Origin of the sequence: Pelobacter seleniigenes DSM 18267 (genome assembly GCF_000711225.1) — a bacterium.
GTDB lineage: Bacteria > Desulfobacterota > Desulfuromonadia > Desulfuromonadales > Geopsychrobacteraceae > Seleniibacterium > Seleniibacterium seleniigenes.
Genome location: NZ_JOMG01000001.1, coordinates 71,145 through 88,069, shown reverse-complemented (window position 1 = coordinate 88,069; position 16,925 = coordinate 71,145). Strand labels below are relative to the sequence as shown.

The window sequence follows — 16,925 nt, the reverse complement described above, 5'->3', positions numbered from 1 at the left end:
TTAAGCGGAAATGCAATAAATTAAAGTTTGATGCAATTGCTGTTTGGCTGAGAACTCGCAATCCATCATGGCTGGATTAGATTTGTATAACATTATTTTACTTTGTCGATATGATGTTGTTTGTACACATATTGTGCCAATTATATGAGAATCAATATTTTGTTTATTTGTTCTTTTAAAACGACATTATTTAAACCTTGGCGGGGTGGTTTTTTGAATGGTTCATTGAATGAATTGCTTTACACTTAGAACAATATGTTTTATATGGTGAACAATTCAAAGGAAGGCATTTTTCCAGCAAGGAGAGTTCGCATGAGTATCGCACCGTTTAGAATTGGCGTTTTTACTTCGAACAGTTCGATGATTGAGCATATAAAACGCCATGCAACTTATGACGATGAAGTTGATATTGTGATTGCCACCCAAGGTCTTGAAGATGCGATCCCTGTTGCCAAGACCATGGAGAAGGAAGGGGTTGAAATTATTCTTGGTCGTCGGGGGACAGCTCATATCCTTAGAGAAAATTTGCATATTCCGGTTCTGGCGTTTCCTCAATCAGACATGAACCTGATTCTACGGTTAAAGGAAGCGTCAATGCTTGGAAAGAAAATCGTTTTCCCAATTTTTAGAAGCAAACTTGACCACTTGGACTCGCTTTGCGAGTTATTGAACATAAATGCTATGCAAAAAATTTATACCGGACTTGAGAGTCTGGAAGAGGTCATTGCCAATTCGCAAAAACAAGGATTCGAGGTTGTTGTCGGGGGACCACATTCTGTAGAAATAGCTAAGGCTCACGGTTTGAAAACAACAGAAATTCAAAGTTCTCAAGAGACCATTATTACAACCATAGAAGATGCCAAATCCGTTGTGCATTCCCAACGATTAGAGCATGAAAGATATTTGAAATATAAAACTATTTTTAATTCGACGGCGGAGGGAATCATCTCTGTCGACAAGGGCGGGGAAGTCTCCATGATCAATGCCGCGGCATTAGACCTGCTGGAGATCAGCGAATCCGATGCGCTGGGCATCAAAATCTCCAAGATCATCAGTTCGCCACAACTTTTACGTGCGATGAACGAGAAGCGAAACATAAAAGACAATATTGAAGAGATCGGCGGTAAACATCTTGTTTTTAGCCATACGCCCGTTTTGATAGGCAGTGCAGTGGTTGGTGGCGTGTCGACCTTTACTGACACCAGCAACTTGATCAAAACAGAAAGTAAAGTCAGGAAAAGACTCTCGAAAGGATTCACGGCCAACTATGGTATTGACGATCTTATTCACTGCAGTAAAGAAATGAGAGACGTCATCAACCGGGTTCGGTTGGTTGCGCGAGCGGATTCAGCCATTCTGATCAATGGCGAAACGGGAACCGGCAAAGAGATCGTTGCCCATAGCATCCATACTCTTAGTAAACGCAATAGGCAGCCGTTCGTATCGATCAATTGTGCGGCTATCCCGGAGCATTTACTGGAGAGTGAATTGTTTGGCTACGATGAAGGAGCCTTTACGGGGTCTCGGAAAGGCGGAAAGCCAGGGTTATTTGAGCTTGCTCATAATGGCAGTATTTTTCTTGATGAAATTTCAGCTGCAGCGGATACCGTTCAGACAAGGCTGTTAAGAGTTTTGCAGGAACGTGAAGTTATGCGGATCGGTTCCGATCAGGTTATCCCAATCGATGTTCGTGTGATTGCCGCGGCCAACAAAGATATGGCAAGTGCTACACTTAACGGTTCATTTCGTGAAGATCTTTATTTCAGGATCAGCGCGCTGAGCATTAAATTGCCACCGCTACGTGAGCGATCTATGGATATTCCCTTATTGCTGAAGCATTTCATGCAAGATGCCGAGGCAAAATATAAACTGTCGCCACTCACTGTTCCCAACAGCTACTTGAACCTTCTGGTCAACCACCCATGGCCTGGGAATATCAGGCAGTTGAAAAATTTCTCAGAAAGATTGGTATTGCTTAGTGATGCAAAATTCAACCCGGCTCTTTTCGATGAGCTTTTTGAGGAATTGGAGGAGTATTACCAAAAATCCAGGCCAGTCATTAGAGCAAGGAATATCGAGACTGATCCATCTGAAGACTTTAAAGAGAAAATTATCAACCAGCGGAACAGGACTGAAACCGATATCATCATGGCGGCATTGGAAGAATCTCGCTACAACCGGAATGAAACCGCAAAAATTCTTGGCATCAGTCGTGGGACGTTATGGCGAAAAATGAAAAATCTTGGCCTCCTGGAGAAGGAGAACTCGCGGGGTTAAAAGAATTTCCAATTGGCCGAGCCCGGGGCGTTATGCCACTGGTGAGGTCACTTCTGGTGGGGTTCCTGGATTTAATCCGAGTCGACCCCCAGCCCGCCCGGCAGTGATGACCAGAGCTGAGGTATTGCGAATGCTGGCTATTATTGCTGTGGCCAGATCGTCGGTTGTGCTCATGGCCCAACCATCTACGAGAAGTTTTATATGGCTACGGAGACCCTGACTGGCTCCAGAATCGCAAGCAAGCTGGGTGGCGCAATTTCCACCAGAAAACCCCGTTTTCCGCCATTGATAAAAATTTTCTCCAAGGTTGCAATGCTGTCTTCCATGTAGACCGGCATTTTCTGTTTGGTGCCGAAGGGGGATATTCCTCCCGTCTGGTAGCCGGTCAATCGGTCGGCTTTGGCTGGTGGGCAGGGGGTGACCTGCTTAACCCCCAACTGACGGGCCAGGTGTTTGAGGGAGACTTCGCAATCACCATGCATCAGGACGATCAACGGCTGCTGCTGCTCATCTTCCATGATCAGGGTTTTGATCACATTGTGTTCGTTGACCCCAAGTTCCCTGGCACTGGTCTTGGTGCCGCCGCGGTCTTCGTATTTGTAAAAACGTGGGATGAAGTTGACTTTATGTTGCTTCAATACTCTGATGGCCGGTGTTCCCGGTACTTTCTCTTTTGCCATAATTTTTACGCTTGTCAGTTGATGATCCAGGACAGGGGAATGAAAAGAATACTGACTGCTGTCAGCAAAACACAGACGTAGGCAATGCCCTTGAATAAATTATCGGTCTTGCGGAAATTGCGCACTCTGATTGGCATAAACCAGCCCAATGCCGCACCAGCCACCGCACCGCCAAGGTGGGCGGCATTATCCGCACCGATAATAAAACCGAACACGAACGCCATGACCGCCCATTGGAACATGAAGTTTCTGCGCTGCAGGCCGAGTTGGCCGCCGATGCGATGATAGTAGCTGACCGAAAAACCGATCATGCCAAACAACGATCCTGACGCGCCGACCACCGGGACCATGGGGTGCCAGAACAGTCCGGCAAGGGTCGCCACAATAGCGGTCACCGTATAGAGGGTCATGAAACGCTGCCAGCCCAGTTCCATCTCCAGCAGCGGACCGATCTGATACAGCACCACCATGTTGAAACCGATGTGGATCAGTCCCCCATGCGTGTAGGCATAGGTGATACAGCGCCACCATTCACCATGTTGGAGAACCAGCGGCCAGAATTGTCCTCCCCAGTGGATCAGTAGCTCGGTTGGTGGGTTCATGATCGCGCGCATGCCGAGACCGAGGATAGTCCCGTGCAGAACCATCAAGGTAAAAAGGATCAGGTTGACGTAAATCAGGATCTGGACCAGGGAGCTGCCGCGCAACGAATTGAAGCGGAAGATCTGTCCGGTTTGGCGGTAGGCGTTCAAAGGGCGACTCCTTTTCTGGTATCAATATTCTCTTACTTTTTTCGGGCCGACGGCATGCTGTTTAAAAAAGGTTTTTCAGCCAGCCCAAAGCGACAAATGTCCCAATCGACGAACCGATAGATGAAAACAGGAAGACCAGCAGCACTCTGGCTAACCGGTTTTGCCACCAGCCTTTAAAGGTTACCAGATCTTCGCCGATATGTTCCATGTCGCGGACCGTTGGTGCGGCAACGAGAGATTGCACAAACCCGGTCACAAAGCCGGCCCCGATCGTTGGGTTGAGGGACGTTATCGGAGCGGCAATAAAGGCGGTGACAATGGTAGCCGGGTGACCGAAAGCCAATATGGTACCGAGTGCGGACAAAAGACCGTTGGCCAGAATCCAGGCGGTTGCGGCATTGGCCAGTTGATCACGGTTGCCGAAAAAAAAACCGCCGATGAACAGGGCGACGACCAGCGCCGGGATCAACCAGGGAATCATTTTGGAAAGCTTGGTCTTGGGCGGAATCGTAGTGATTTCGGCAATGGTCTGCGGATCGATTTCAGGTCCCTGTAATAGCCGGCTGATACCCGGCAGGTGGGCGGCTCCGACCACGGCAAGAATTTTCTCACCCGGAGCGTTTCTGATGTGATATGCCATGTGCACATCCCGCTCATCGACCAGAATCTGCTTAACGGAAGGCAGCAGGCTCCCCATTTCATCCAACATGCTCGACAGAGTATCAGTTTCTCTGAGCTTGCTCAGCTCCTCTTCGCTCAATTCCTGTTTTTCGAAAAGGCTGCCGAATAATGATGCAAGGACCTTCATTTTATTCCACAATCCGGTTTTGCGCCAGACTCGCAGCAGAGTGGTGCGGATATTGCGGTCGACGAGTTCGACTTCCATCCCTCTCTCCTCGGCGGTCCGTGCTGCTGCGGCCAGTTCGGCCCCGGGTTTGACACCGGTCTGCAGCCCCATCCGCTTTTGGTAAGATGACAGCGCGAGATTGGCCAGAAGAAAAGGAACCTGTTTTTTTTTGATGACTTCTTTGAGGTTCAGGGATTCCCAGCCCTGTTTGTTGATCAATGACTGATAGCGCTGGTGGTCGAGTTCGACACAGACCGTATCGGGGACGACCTCATCAATGGTGCGGACCACGGTATCAACCGATTCCTGGGAAATGTGGGCCGTTCCGACCAGAATGACTTCTTTATCGTCAACCAGCAGGCGGGTGTAATCGCCTGATTCTGTTAAATCTGTCAAAGTGTTCCTCCACGGGATTAACTGGTTGCTGAAAAAGCCCATTCGGCGACTTTTTCAGGCGCGAGCAGGGAATGTGCTATAGTCCGAACTCACTCGAAACAGGTTGGAAACCTGCCATTGACTTTGCGGCTCTGTTCATGGGCTCGGCAAGCTGTTTAATAACGGTCGGCTATCCTTTGCCTGCGCCGAAACTGTGGCGCTGGAATCAGCCTTCCAGGCAGGGGCAGGTTCCGCCCGCCAGCGCGAAAGTCTACCATAGTGACAGCCCGGGGAGCCATATTTATTGATTGAAAGGGAAAAACAAAAGGGTTCAGCCTGATCGGCTGAACCCTAGATTTTGTTCGGGAGACTCTCCACCGCTACCGTGGGTCATTGGACTCACATCGAGTGCCAATGAGGTGGGGTCGTCTGTAAGTCCTTCAGGCGTCCCACTCTGGGTGGGCAGGCACACCGGACTTCTAAGTTGACCCCGGATATTATGATATTCCGAGTGGACGTTCTGACCTCACCTGCAGGGCAGAGAGCCTTTAGGCGCAGTATAATCACATCTTCGGCAGAAGGTCAGTAAAAAAAATATTAAAGCGCGTAAGGTGTAAAAACCTCCGGGAAGTGATATAATTTTACCCGTTCTGTATTTGAACTCAGCGGACTTTCGGACTGCCCGGCCGGAGTCCGCATGCGTATTGTCCGAGTTGCCGGGTTCTATTTTTCATCAAGGAGTAGACTAATGCCGAATCGTTATGAAGTTTACAAGTGTGAGGCCTGTGGAAATATTGTCGAAGTCACCCACGGTGGCGCTGCCCCGCTGGTCTGCTGTGGTAAAAATATGGTTCTGATGTCGGAAAATACCGTTGACGCCGCAACCGAAAAGCATGTGCCGGTGATTACCATGGAGAACGGTTCCATTACCGTTAAAGTCGGGGAAGTCTCTCACCCCATGGAAGAATCCCATTATATTGAATGGATCGAACTGCTTGCAGACGGGAAACTGTATCGCCAGTATCTGAAACCAGGCGATGCCCCTGAAGCGACTTTCAATCTCCAGGCACAATCCGTGAAAGCCCGTGAGTACTGCAACCTTCATGGACAGTGGGCTGCTGAAAAGTAAGTTGCACTTAAAGAATCACTGAACTCAGCACCCCGAGCAGTATACTCTGGGGAGTGATCGGGGTCGGTCAAATCAGGATTTTAAAAAAGCTGTCGAATTTTCGGCAGCTTTTTTTGTCAACCAAAGCAAAGGTTCTGCGTTAAATTATAGTAACCAGGTAATATTAACCGCGGGCAGCAGCTTTTTTTTGAAATTTCCCTGACATAAAGGGCGAGTGCGTATCAAAGCGATGGAACATTTCCTTAGCTCGATTGAGCGTCAGGCTTATCGCATGGCCCTGTTCTCCTGTCATGATCGGGATGATGCCCTCGATCTGGTCCAGGACGCCATGTGTAAATTTGTGGCAAAGTATTCGAGCAAGCCTGAGGAGGAATGGAAGGCTTTGTTTTATCGGGTGTTGCAGAATAAAATCAGGGATTTCCACCGGCGTAATGCAGTTCGCTCACGCTGGCGGAACTGGCTGGACCGAAACAGCGAGGATGATGACGGCAATGGACTGGAGCAGCTGGCTGATCCCGGTAAACGGACTCCGGAAAGTGAAGCAGTACAGAATCAGGCGTTCACCCGCTTGGAGTATGAATTGAAGCAGATCTCCATCAAGCAACGTCAGGTTTTTCTGCTGCGGGCCTGGGAAGGATTGAGTGTTCGCGATACGGCAATTGCCATGAACTGTTCGGAGGGGACTGTGAAAACCCATTACTCGCGTGCAGTTGAGCAATTGAAGAAGCGCCTGGGAGATGTTTGGCCATGACTGATAAACAAGATGATATTTTTGTCAAGAAGGTGTGCGGGGCCCTTGATCACTCCATTGCAGACCTGGGGGATTCTGTTGAAGGCAAGTTGGGACGGCTTAAATACCATGCGTTACAGACGGATTCCGCTCAAGGGACATATCGTTTGCTGTGGGGAGGCGGCTCCTTTCTGGTCGTCCTGCTGGTGCTTGTTGTTCTGAATATTCCGCAGCAGCAGCCGGCACCTGGCGGGGCGGATCTGGTGACCCTGCAGATTCTTTCCAGTGATGAGCCCCTCGACTTTTATCAGCGGGACATAGAATTTTATGAATGGCTTTCGGAGGTGATGGACCATGAATTGGATATATCCGCTCCGCGCACTGATCTTCATCCAGGCTCTCATCCTGATGCCGGTCTTTCCTTGCTGCGCCAGAGAAAAGGAGACAACCTCAGCACCGAGCAAAGAGCTGATCGAGTTTCTGGGAGAATTCACGGATGATGATGTCGGCTGGGTCGACCCTTTTTATCTGCTGGTTCTGGAAAAGGCAAACCCTGAGAAGATGATGGATAAGGGAGATAATGATGCTGAGCAATAGAGCTGTGCTACGGTTTACGATCATCGCCATAGGGATTGCCGCGATGCTCTTGTCCAGCGTCGCCACTGTTTTTGCTGTTGAATTTTCCGAACTGACTCAAGAACAGCAGCAGGTCCTGCAGGGTTACGCCGGGGTGTGGAATTCACTTGCTGATAAAAAACAACAGCAGTTGCTTAAAGGGGCCGATACCTGGCTGGCCATGACACCACAACAACGGGCGCTGGCTGCTCAGCGGCTGCAGGCCTGGCAGGCCCTCACCCCGCAGCAGCAAGCCCAGGTGCGCAACCGGTTTGAAAGCTTTCAAAAGCTGGACCCTGTTGAGAAGCAGAAGCTGCGTGGGGTCCATGCACAATTCCAAAATCTGCCTGTCGAGGTTCAAAAGCAGTTGGAGAATCGCTGGGGAGCTCTGACCCCGGCCCAAAAGGAACAGTATCGTGATCAACTTGATCGGAGGGGCTCTTCCGGAGCGGGACAGCAGGGAGGTCCCGCCGCCGGTGGACGTTCCGAAAGTGGCGGCCACGGATCGGACGGCGGTGGCTCGGGAGGTGAGGGCTCTGGTGGCGGGTCAGGCGGTGGCTCCGGGGGGGCTCCGGAGGTGGTGGGCGCTGAAAGGGGCTGAACTCTTTTTTGGGGGCGAGGGGTACTGCCGCTGGGCCACTGGTTAGCAGTTGGTGAAAAATTACCGTTCGCAAAGTCCATGGAAGATCGGGGACAGGTTGACAAAGCAGGGAATGGCCTTTCTTACGGGGCCATTCCCTGTTTGCAGAGTGGGGGCTAAAAAACGGCCTGCAGATATTTTGCGGTGACGGTCTGTTTCTGTACGGCCAACTGCTGAGGATCGATTTCCACGAATTTTTCATCCGGGGTGACTTTGAACAGGGGCTGCCCTTTGGAAACGATTGTCCCGTCGCCGCCTTCAATAATGATTCGGTCAATAGTGCCGGAAAACGGTGCCGGGATTTTGTTGAACATTTTCATGACTTCCAGGATAAACAGCGGTTGCCCCTTCTCGAAATGATCGCCCTCTTTGACAAACGACGGCATCCCCGGCGCTTCCTGGGCATAATACATTCCTCCTCCGGGCGCGACGATTTCGTCGGCTTTGGTCGCCGGTGGCGGGACCAGGATTTTCTTCATAGCTGCCTGCAATTCCGGGTCGTTGAGATATTCGGGAATGGTGACATTCAGGTTGTCTTCAACCTTGAAATCGTAAAAGTCGGTATTCTCGGCCACCATAAAGAGCAGTCCGAGTATTTCATTGCCGATCTCGTAGCCGACATGGGCTTGCTGGATCCTACTCCAGGTTGCGCCATCAAACCCGCCCTGGGGATCCTTTTTGTGAAGGATCTCATTCAGTTTGACATACTGTTCCTTGTTGAGGCCGAAGGTCTCTCGGAGTTCGGCATAAAAGGCCAGGGCTCCTTCGAGCAGTTCACGGTCATGGGCCCAGATGACCTCGGCGGCCGGAGCTTCTTTTTTCCAGGTCATGTGCAGGTATTCGTAGGTCTCTTCAAGGACCACCAGAGGATTACAAAGCCAGACCACGCGGCCTTTGCTGATTCTGAATTTGGTCCTGTTTAAACTCAACCAGCCGGACAACAGGTGCGGATTGCCCAGCAGGATTTCCATGGGGCGAGTCAGCAGGGTGCCTTTGCGGTCAAGGGTTTCCGAGACGGCTTTGGCCACGTCCGGGTCAGCTGCATACTCTTTGGCGTAGGCGCGTTTCATGGCTAAAAATGCGTAGACCACGTCAAGTTTCTGTGCTTCCTCTTTCAGTTTGCCGACCAGGGTCAGATAGGGCACGACAAAGCGGGTAGTCGGTTTGGCCATGACATTATTACCCAGAAACCAGTTGACCAGGCCGTAATGGAAACTCAGGTTGGTAGCCAGGTTGCTGCCACGCAATACCGTCGAACTGAGAACTTTGGCCAGATGCCGGTAACTGTCGAGGCGGTCATCTCCTTTGGTCAGCAGCAGGGCGATATTGGAGTCGTAGGCCCCGGCCAGATGATAACGCATGAATTGTCCGGTGTCCGGGTTGGCGATGCAGATTCCCTGATCATCGCGGATCTCACCCTGAATCGGTTTCGACCAATAACGGATATAGCCGCCGGCGCTGGGTGACAAGGAATCATCGGTTGCGTTGAGGCGCGCTTCTGCGGCGGCCCCGAAGCGAGGGATTCGTTGCGGACGAGGCAGCCTGTCCTTATGCAACGCCAGTAACGCCATGGCTTCAACCAGGGATTCGACTATGAAAAAGTCTTTTTCATCCTCTGGATTGGTGAATTTGAGACTGTAGACCAACTCGGTGACCCGGTGTTCAACCTGAATCCTGGTGTTGACCTCCATAAAGTAATGGCGACTGCCATCGACAATGCATTCAAAGGTCGAGGCCGAATCGAGGCCGACTGCGGTTCCGAAGCGTTCCGATTCTTCTTCCATCCGCTTGAGAACCTGTAAATCTGATTCCAAGGCTTTGGCCTGTTCTTTCTGACGGGCTTTTTTCGCGCGGGCGATCTCCTGGGTCAGCCCTTCCTGGGTTACCGAGATTTCCAGCAGTTTCTGCTCGTGCATCTGCAGGGAACAATCCCGGCCGCCCAGGGCGATACACCACTGGCCGTTGCCGAGCAACTGGATTTCGTTGTGCCGGGTCTGCTCAATGTTCAGTTCTATGAGAATGTTTTTGTTGTCGCCTATGCCATTGGCCTTGACTTCATTCAGGATTTCCCGCACCAGGCCGGGCGCGTCAGCGGCTGCGTCTTTGATCTGTTTTTCACTCGGCTCTTTGCTCATCAGCAAGGCTGCACCGAGAATGCGCTGACCTTTGCCACCGCCGCCGCCAATCGCTTTAAGCCGGATGCGTGCGCCTGGATAATTGCGGAACATGGTCGCACACTCGGTCTCAACCTGGTGACAAAGTTCTTCGATGGAGAACAGGTCAATCCCTTTGTCATAGGATGCAAAGAGGATCGCATCGGCCAGCTCTTCAAGTGGGGTGTCGGCGTTGCTGAACAGGTCCTGGCTCACATCCAGATCTTCCGCCTGCGCCAGGGCGATGAGCTGTTCCCTGGTCTTATGTTTTTTCAACAGGGTGAGGGCGGTGACGTTGTCGATGCCGGGGGTGACCGAGACATCAACCAGCAGGGCGGTTCTCTTCGCTTCATCTTTTTTTCCGGCTGCGCGCTGGGTCTTGGCGCAGGGGCCTATAAACATCAGTCCGGCATCCTCAATAGCGGCGACAAATTCGTCGTCCTCGGCCATGAATCCGTAGCCGGCAAAGATGGCATTATAGTCGTTATCTTTGGCGATATCGATGATTTGCTGAATCCGCTCGACCCGCTCTTCCTTGCTGGCCCCGGTATAGTCCGGAACCCGGTGAACCCGGCTGTTGTCAGTGAGCACGCGTAGTTCCGGAGAGAGGGCGTTGGGATAAACGATGGAATCCTTTTCTGAGAGCAGGATGCCGTAATGGCTGATCCCCATCTCGGCATAGACATCCATGGCTTCTTTGCGGATCGGGCCGCGGCAGACGATCAGCGGGCTGAGCTCGGTGCAGGAAAAAGACCGGACCCATGCCGAAGGTGACTGGCCCAGGCGGCGGTCTTTGTGGATTAGCGGGTTGTTGCGATAGTAGTCGGTTGTTTTGGACATCGATTTATCTCCACTTTAAACTGAAAAGTTGTTGGTTCCCGTTCCGTATCCCGCTTGAACAAATCAGTGGAATTCCCGCTGCACATCCTGCCAGGCGGACGGTTGGTAGTGGCGCAGGAAGAAATTCAGGTTCTCACCTAAAACCTTGCGCAGGTCCGTCGGCATGACCAGGGAGGAAATCGAGCCGAGGGCAAGCCCTTCTTTGGGGTTCATCAGTTCTTTTTCGTAGCGCTGGTTCAGCGCAGCCTCTTCCTGTTTCAACCATTCGGCGGCTGCTCGTTCCGCATCTTTTTTGGCATCATCCCCATCCATACCAGCTTTGGTTCGCTCCTGAATGCCCTCGGCAATGCGTTGTTTGATGGCGCCGCGCAGTTTACGCAATTCGGCTTTGTAGACGAATTCCTTGCCGGCCGGTCCCATCACCGCCAGGCGAGTGGTCGGCAGCGCCAGCACCAGATCTGCTCCGGTCGGATAGTTGTTGTAAGACGCGTAAGCACCACCAAAGGCATTGCGCAAAATCAGCAGGATACGCGGGGTGCGGACGTCGACAATGGCGTCGAGCATTGAACGGCCGGCCTGAACGATACCTCGTGCTTCCTGTTCCCGGCCGGGCAGGAAGCCAGTGGTATCTTCCATGAAGATCAACGGAATATTGTAGATGTTACAGAACCGGACGAAGCGCGCGATCTTGAGCGCCGAGTCACAGTCGATTTGGCCGGAGGCCACGGCGGAGTTGTTGGCAACAAAACCGACCACATTGCCCCCCAGCCGGCCGAAAGCTGTAATCGCTTCCCGGGCGCGGGTCGGTTGGATTTCGAAATAATCGCCATGATCGCAGATCTGCTGAATGACGATGGAGACATCGAAGGGGGTGTTGAATCCGGTCGGTGAATTAAAGGCTTTTTTCAACAGGGTGTTGATTTCCCAGGTCTTGCGATCGAGCGGATCGCTGGTTGTCTGGAACGGCGCCATGCTGTGGTTGTTGTCGGGGATATAGCTGAGCAGGCGGATCGCTGTGCGTAGGGCGGCCGTTTCATCAGCCACGGTCAGGTCGGCCACGCCCGTGGCGCCATGAACCTTCGGCCCGCCGAGCTCTTCGGGAGTGATATCTTCACCCAGCACCGATTTAACCACCCCGGGACCGGTCAGGCCGAAAAAAGTATCCGCCGGCTGAATAACAAAACTGCCCTGGCGGGGCAGGTAGGAGCCACCGCCGGCATTGAAGCCGAACATGCACATGATGGTCGGGATCACACCACTGATTTTGCGCAGGGCGGTAAAAGCTTCCGCGTAACCGTCCAGCCCGCCGACTCCGGCAGGAACATACGCGCCGGCGGAGTCGTTCATGCCGATCAGCGGAATACCTTTTTCGCCGGCCATGTACATCAAGCGAGCCAGTTTCTGGCCGTTGGTGGCGTCAATGGAGCCGGCACGAACGGTAAAATCATGTCCGTAGAGGGCCACATCCCGACCGCCGATATTGAGAATTCCGGTGACCAGCGAGGCCCCGTCAAGGTTCTTTCCCCAGTTCTGGAAAAGGATATTCGGTTCGGCCTGGGTGAGAACCTTGATCCTTTCCCAGACGGTCATCCGTTGCTTGAAGTGTTGCTTTTCGATCTGCCCGACAGCAACCGATTTGATCGGACGCTGAATGAGGTCATAACCTTCCTTCATGACCTCCTCATAACCACCGGTCAGCCCCGCTATTTCACCGGGGATGGTGAATTCAACTTTCTCTGTGGTGGCAAGAGGGTTCTGCAACGAAGGTTTGATTTTGGTTTTCGGCATATTTCTCGTCCCTTTAGATGGTCTGGAAAGTGAATTTTGATCATTGCTCTAGAGATATAAAACAATGTTTCTTTGATAACCGCAAACAATCAAGAAATGGGGGTGGTTGTCAAGGGAAAATTTTATTTAGGGTAAAAAAATACAGTTAGGTTGGAAAGTAGCCAGCAGCGGATTTTTTATTGTTAATCTGGTGATTTTTCAGGGGTTCAATGGAAATTTTGAAAGCGGAAGGCTGCCTTTTAAATCAGTTGAGACCGGGATTTGAATGAAAATAACCTTATTTTGAAGAAATTCATGATCGTGCGGATATCAGGGTTGATTTGATTGAAAATGCCTGCTGTTGAAAGACTGATTTGATGCCATTAAAATAATGTTATGTTACTGACTTGGGGGCGAGGATTACCAACAATTACTGGCCCCGGCAGATTTGGCACCTGTTTCGTCGATGCTCAGGGCACCGCATTCATCATCAAATTGCGGGGTGGCGATCAGAATGTAAGTACTGACGGTGGCTTCGTCGATGGATAGCTGGTAGCGGTCCCCTTCGGTCCATTCGTCAATCTGGTCTCCAGCAGAGGTGTCGCCGATCGTGGCTCCTTCGTAGGTGTTGTTGTGGGTAAAGAAGCGCTCCATATTTTGTGCCCCGCTGACCAAGGCTGCTTTGGCGGCGCCACGGTAGGCGGTTTTCCGATATTTCGCATATTGCGGAATGGCAATCGCGGCGAGGATGCTGAGGATGGCGATGACCACCAGAAGTTCGATCAAGGTGAAACCCCGTTGCGGAGATTTTATCTTAACTACAGGGGCCGCCATTGCCGCATTGGTTTGCTGAAAGTTGCTCTGGTTCATTTGAGCTGTCTCCATGAATGCCGGCCTAGTTCAACACTGTCGCCGGACAGGTTAAGAACATCTTTCACCGATCCGTCACTGCTGGAAATGACTTTATGAATTTCCTCGCCATCCGTGGTGTCCAGGACCAATGGATTCGAATCGATCATGTCGCTCCCGAGGCCGGAAATATAGTAACTTACGCCATCAATGGTGATGGTGTCATTTTCGTCGATAACTCCGTCGCCATTCAGGTCAAGCAAGGCGCTGGTTGGCCGGTTTCCGGTGGTTGCAGTCAGCTCCATCAGCCAACTGCTGCCGCCGGTCGAGCAGGTTTCCTGGGTCGGAATCAGGGTAGTGAAAATCACCCGGTCGTATTTCAGTGTCGGTTTGGTGACGACCCGTTCCCCTTCTGCCCCGTTTACCGGGGAAATCAGGTCCATGTACCAGCCCCTGGTCCGATCCTCCTCCGCGGTCCAGGCGAAGTTTGCCTCATCAACGTAGGAGGTCACCCGATAGGCAGTGTCATTGTATTCTCCTTCGTAAAGGATGCTCTGTTTGATCAGGTCGCTGCGGTCCAGGTTGCTGATGCGGCTATCCAGGTCATCCCAAATGCCGTATAACGATTGGACGTCCGGGTCGGTATCGACGACATTGTCCCCTTCGGCATAGTATTGGCCGGTTCCGAAAAAGATCATGTAGCCACCGTCGTCATGACTGCTGACATTGAGCGGGCCGGTGATCGGCTGGGTTTGGGTGGAATCATAGCGGGCGGTGAAGAGCGGATTATTGCCGCCTGCATTGTCGTCCACGCTCCATTCAGTGGGATCTTCATCGCTCAGATCAAACTTCCAGATATTGCCGAGCAGGTCACCGGCGTAGACGATGCTAGCGGTGCGATTAGCGTCAGCCACTACTGAGGGGGTTGAAAGACCGTTGTCGGTTGAGCTGTTGGTGGCGATTTTGGTGATCAAGGCGCCGTTTTCCGCATTAAGGACATAGAGGTAGGCCCGGCCGTTGTCGCTGTCATAGCCATTGCCGAAAACCACCCCCCAATGACTATCGGCCAGGTGGACCAGGACCGGTTTGCCGATGGTATAGCCGAGATCGCCGGACGTATCTTCGACGGTTGAATATTCCCAGAGCACGTCACTGGCAGAAAAACTGTCCGGGTCGGTGATGTCGAGGGCGAAAATCGATTTTCCGCCGCGCCCGGTGGTGCACAGCAGCACGGTTCGCCATCGGGACTTGAGATAGGCGTGATAAACGACCGGTGAGCCATCGACAAAAAATTGATGACTGCTGTAGTCCGGCGAGGATAGCTCTGCGAGATTGCCGAAGACCGCCTCTGGGATATAGGCAAAAATTTCTTTGGCATCGGTTTCATCCTTGTTGAGCTGCAGGGCATGCAACATGCCGTCGTTGGCACCGAAATAGAGAGTTGGCAGATTGTCGGTCATGGAAGAAACGAAATCATTATAAGTGCTTTGCCCAGTAGTTGAAGTGGACAACAAGTCAAGATTGTAGTCCAGCTGATAAACGTAAGCGGGGGTTGAATTGATGATGTCGCCAACGGCACTGCTGCGGGTACGGAAGTTGGTGCCGTCTTCAAGACTGGAGTCGCCGCGCACCCAGTTGATGAGATCGCTACTGGAGGAGAGTGCCGTCTGTTGGTCTGAACTTAAATTTTCCAGATTGTCGGCCGTGAATTCAACTCCTTCGCTGCTGTTCCAGGTAAAAATATTCCGGGACGCGGCGTTGGGGATTACCCCGCTGTCGTTGGTACTCCAGACTTCTTCCCCAACTGTACCGTCCGCTGCCATGGGGTAGGCGGTCAGAACCCCGCTCCAGTCGGTACTGTTGAAGGTGGCTTGGTATAGATAAGTGGTGTCTCCGCTGCCCGAGGTGTCAAGCTGGGTGGAGTTGGCGGCCAACCCGGCCACGGCACTGCTGGCTTTTTTGATGTTGTCAAAAATATCTTCCAGCGCTGCGGTAAGTGACTCTTCGTCATCGGCGAGAATAGCGGTGCCGGTGCCCCCGGTTTCGGCAAGGATGTCTAAGGCGTCATCATCGGTTCCGTATGGCATGGCAAAACCAATCACATAGGTGGTGATGCCGGCATCGGCCAGCTGAGATACGGCATCAGCGGCATTTGCAAGGGCGGCATCGGCGTCACTGACGGTGTTGCCATTTTTATCGACCGACGGCAGACCATCTGTGACCAGCACGACAAAATTGTTATCGCAGGATTCCGGCAGCGGATAACAGGCGCTGGTATAGCCTTCGGAGCTGGTCCTCCAGTCTTCGCTGAAATAATCCAGGGCGGTCAGAAGGGTTCCTTCGACGGGGGTAAGTCCTGCGTTTTGAAGTGGATAATTTGCGTCCGTCGGTTTGTTGCTGGAGAACTGTGATGTCTCCAGTTTTACATTGAGCAGTTCGGCCTGACTGTCATCAAGCAGGGCGATGGGGACATGCAGGTAGCCGCGTCCCGGTGAGCTGTTCGAATACCAGGTCTTGCCGACGTAGGTCCACATCAGTCGTTTCCCGAACTCATAGATATCCTGTGCGATATCACTATCGGTCGGTGACAGGGTTGTTGACGTATAGTAGCTGGAATAACCGTAGTTGCCAGCTTCCTGTGTTGATGTCGGGATTTCATCAGATGTCCCGGTCTTGGATTTCCAGCAGGTGTATTGATAGTAGCTTGAACTGGAAGAACCCGGGAACCCGGCGTTTTTTGAATAACAGTAGACGGTGTCTGATTTTGAGCTCGAATACATGGGCAGGGCAACATTATAATAGATATAGTTGTTCGTATCAGAGGGATTGCGAGTTTGGTATTTTTTAGTACTGGAGTCGCGATTACCAGTAAAATCAGCGTCAAAATTATCCGGATCAAAGCTGATATCATAGGGCGAATTATGCAGATAATAGCTTTTGACATTGGACTGTTTATATGCCATCAGGCCCATATTCAGTTCGTCTGTATATGTCTTGATCAGGGTTTTAACGGCGCTACGGGCAATCTCCGATTTGCTGTCTTCCGAATCGGAGCCAACTGCGGCACCGCTGGCATTTTCATCCATACTGTTGGAGTTATCAAGAATCACCAGGATATTGGCAAGGCCGCCGGTGGTCAGAGACAGTGGCGTCTGCGATACCCCGGCCAGGGCGGCAGGTGTGGGCAGCAGAATCACGAATGAACCTATCAGAAGGACTTTGCAAACGGTTTTCAGGGACTGGCATTTTGAGTTCAACATGAGAGTAGTCC

General features: G+C 51.8%; 12 protein-coding genes and 1 other RNA gene. 5 read left to right on the top strand and 8 right to left on the bottom strand.

Annotated elements, in window-relative coordinates; genetic code table 11:
• The first annotated feature begins 312 nt into the window (after positions 1 to 312).
• Positions 313 to 2,277, top strand: a complete 1,965-nt coding sequence (locus N909_RS0100405) for a sigma-54-dependent Fis family transcriptional regulator (protein WP_029909686.1) — start codon at positions 313 to 315, stop codon at positions 2,275 to 2,277.
• Positions 2,278 to 2,474: 197 nt separating this feature from the next.
• Here the strand turns inward: N909_RS0100405 and ybaK are convergent, their stop codons facing one another.
• The 4 genes from ybaK to ssrS form a co-directional block, all read right to left on the bottom strand.
• Positions 2,475 to 2,957, bottom strand: coding sequence for a Cys-tRNA(Pro) deacylase (ybaK, locus tag N909_RS0100400; protein ID WP_029909683.1), 483 nt, complete (start codon positions 2,955 to 2,957; stop codon positions 2,475 to 2,477).
• Between the two features lie 14 nt (positions 2,958 to 2,971).
• Complete coding sequence (locus N909_RS0100395) at positions 2,972 to 3,709, bottom strand: rhomboid family intramembrane serine protease (protein WP_029909680.1); 738 nt, start codon at positions 3,707 to 3,709, stop codon at positions 2,972 to 2,974.
• A gap of 61 nt (positions 3,710 to 3,770) precedes the next feature.
• Positions 3,771 to 4,952: a TraB/GumN family protein gene (locus N909_RS0100390; protein ID WP_036682593.1), complete on the bottom strand. Its 1,182-nt coding sequence runs from the start codon at positions 4,950 to 4,952 to the stop codon at positions 3,771 to 3,773.
• Between the two features lie 346 nt (positions 4,953 to 5,298).
• Positions 5,299 to 5,478, bottom strand: a non-coding RNA gene (gene ssrS / locus N909_RS25020) — 6S RNA.
• A gap of 201 nt (positions 5,479 to 5,679) precedes the next feature.
• On the opposite strand from ssrS, the gene N909_RS0100385 reads away from it, so the two are divergent.
• From N909_RS0100385 to N909_RS25475, 4 genes are all read left to right on the top strand, one after another.
• Positions 5,680 to 6,060 (top strand): desulfoferrodoxin, encoded by a 381-nt coding sequence (locus N909_RS0100385; RefSeq protein ID WP_029909674.1) that lies wholly within the window; start codon positions 5,680 to 5,682, stop codon positions 6,058 to 6,060.
• Between the two features lie 214 nt (positions 6,061 to 6,274).
• Entirely contained in the window at positions 6,275 to 6,811 is a 537-nt protein-coding gene (locus N909_RS0100380; protein ID WP_211253894.1) for an RNA polymerase sigma factor, read from the top strand.
• Positions 6,808 to 7,290 carry a hypothetical protein gene (locus N909_RS25480; protein ID WP_155005826.1) on the top strand — a complete coding sequence of 161 codons (483 nt, stop codon included), beginning with the start codon at positions 6,808 to 6,810 and terminating at the stop codon, positions 7,288 to 7,290. The genes N909_RS0100380 and N909_RS25480 overlap by 4 nt, the downstream gene beginning before the upstream one ends.
• Before the next feature lie 83 nt (positions 7,291 to 7,373).
• On the top strand, positions 7,374 to 8,006 hold the full coding sequence (locus tag N909_RS25475) for a DUF3106 domain-containing protein (protein WP_029909660.1): 633 nt from the start codon (positions 7,374 to 7,376) through the stop codon (positions 8,004 to 8,006).
• Positions 8,007 to 8,161: 155 nt separating this feature from the next.
• Here the strand turns inward: N909_RS25475 and N909_RS0100360 are convergent, their stop codons facing one another.
• The 4 genes from N909_RS0100360 to N909_RS24215 all read right to left on the bottom strand — a co-directional run bounded on the left by N909_RS0100360 (position 8,162) and on the right by N909_RS24215 (position 16,914).
• Positions 8,162 to 11,038 carry a biotin/lipoyl-containing protein gene (locus tag N909_RS0100360; protein WP_029909659.1) on the bottom strand — a complete coding sequence of 959 codons (2,877 nt, stop codon included), beginning with the start codon at positions 11,036 to 11,038 and terminating at the stop codon, positions 8,162 to 8,164.
• Between the two features lie 63 nt (positions 11,039 to 11,101).
• A complete protein-coding gene (locus tag N909_RS0100355) occupies positions 11,102 to 12,826 on the bottom strand; it encodes an acyl-CoA carboxylase subunit beta (protein WP_029909656.1) in 1,725 nt (574 codons plus the stop codon).
• 399 nt (positions 12,827 to 13,225) lie between these two features.
• Positions 13,226 to 13,675, bottom strand: coding sequence for a type IV pilin protein (locus tag N909_RS26110; protein WP_051689403.1), 450 nt, complete (start codon positions 13,673 to 13,675; stop codon positions 13,226 to 13,228).
• Positions 13,672 to 16,914, bottom strand: coding sequence for a pilus assembly protein (locus tag N909_RS24215; protein ID WP_051689402.1), 3,243 nt, complete (start codon positions 16,912 to 16,914; stop codon positions 13,672 to 13,674). The genes N909_RS26110 and N909_RS24215 overlap by 4 nt, the downstream gene beginning before the upstream one ends.
• Positions 16,915 to 16,925 lie beyond the last annotated feature (11 nt).

Excerpts from the sequence above, each read along its gene's own strand:
- N909_RS0100405 (WP_029909686.1), top strand. The coding sequence starts at position 313 with ATGAGTATCGCACCGTTTAGAATTGGCGTTTTTACTTCGAACAGTTCG.
- N909_RS26110 (WP_051689403.1), bottom strand. The coding sequence starts at position 13,675 with ATGAACCAGAGCAACTTTCAGCAAACCAATGCGGCAATGGCGGCCCCT.
- N909_RS0100360 (WP_029909659.1), bottom strand. The coding sequence starts at position 11,038 with ATGTCCAAAACAACCGACTACTATCGCAACAACCCGCTAATCCACAAA.
- N909_RS24215 (WP_051689402.1), bottom strand. The coding sequence starts at position 16,914 with ATGTTGAACTCAAAATGCCAGTCCCTGAAAACCGTTTGCAAAGTCCTT.
- N909_RS0100385 (WP_029909674.1), top strand. The coding sequence starts at position 5,680 with ATGCCGAATCGTTATGAAGTTTACAAGTGTGAGGCCTGTGGAAATATT.
- N909_RS0100355 (WP_029909656.1), bottom strand. The coding sequence starts at position 12,826 with ATGCCGAAAACCAAAATCAAACCTTCGTTGCAGAACCCTCTTGCCACC.
- N909_RS25475 (WP_029909660.1), top strand. The coding sequence starts at position 7,374 with ATGCTGAGCAATAGAGCTGTGCTACGGTTTACGATCATCGCCATAGGG.
- ybaK (WP_029909683.1), bottom strand. The coding sequence starts at position 2,957 with ATGGCAAAAGAGAAAGTACCGGGAACACCGGCCATCAGAGTATTGAAG.
- N909_RS25480 (WP_155005826.1), top strand. The coding sequence starts at position 6,808 with ATGACTGATAAACAAGATGATATTTTTGTCAAGAAGGTGTGCGGGGCC.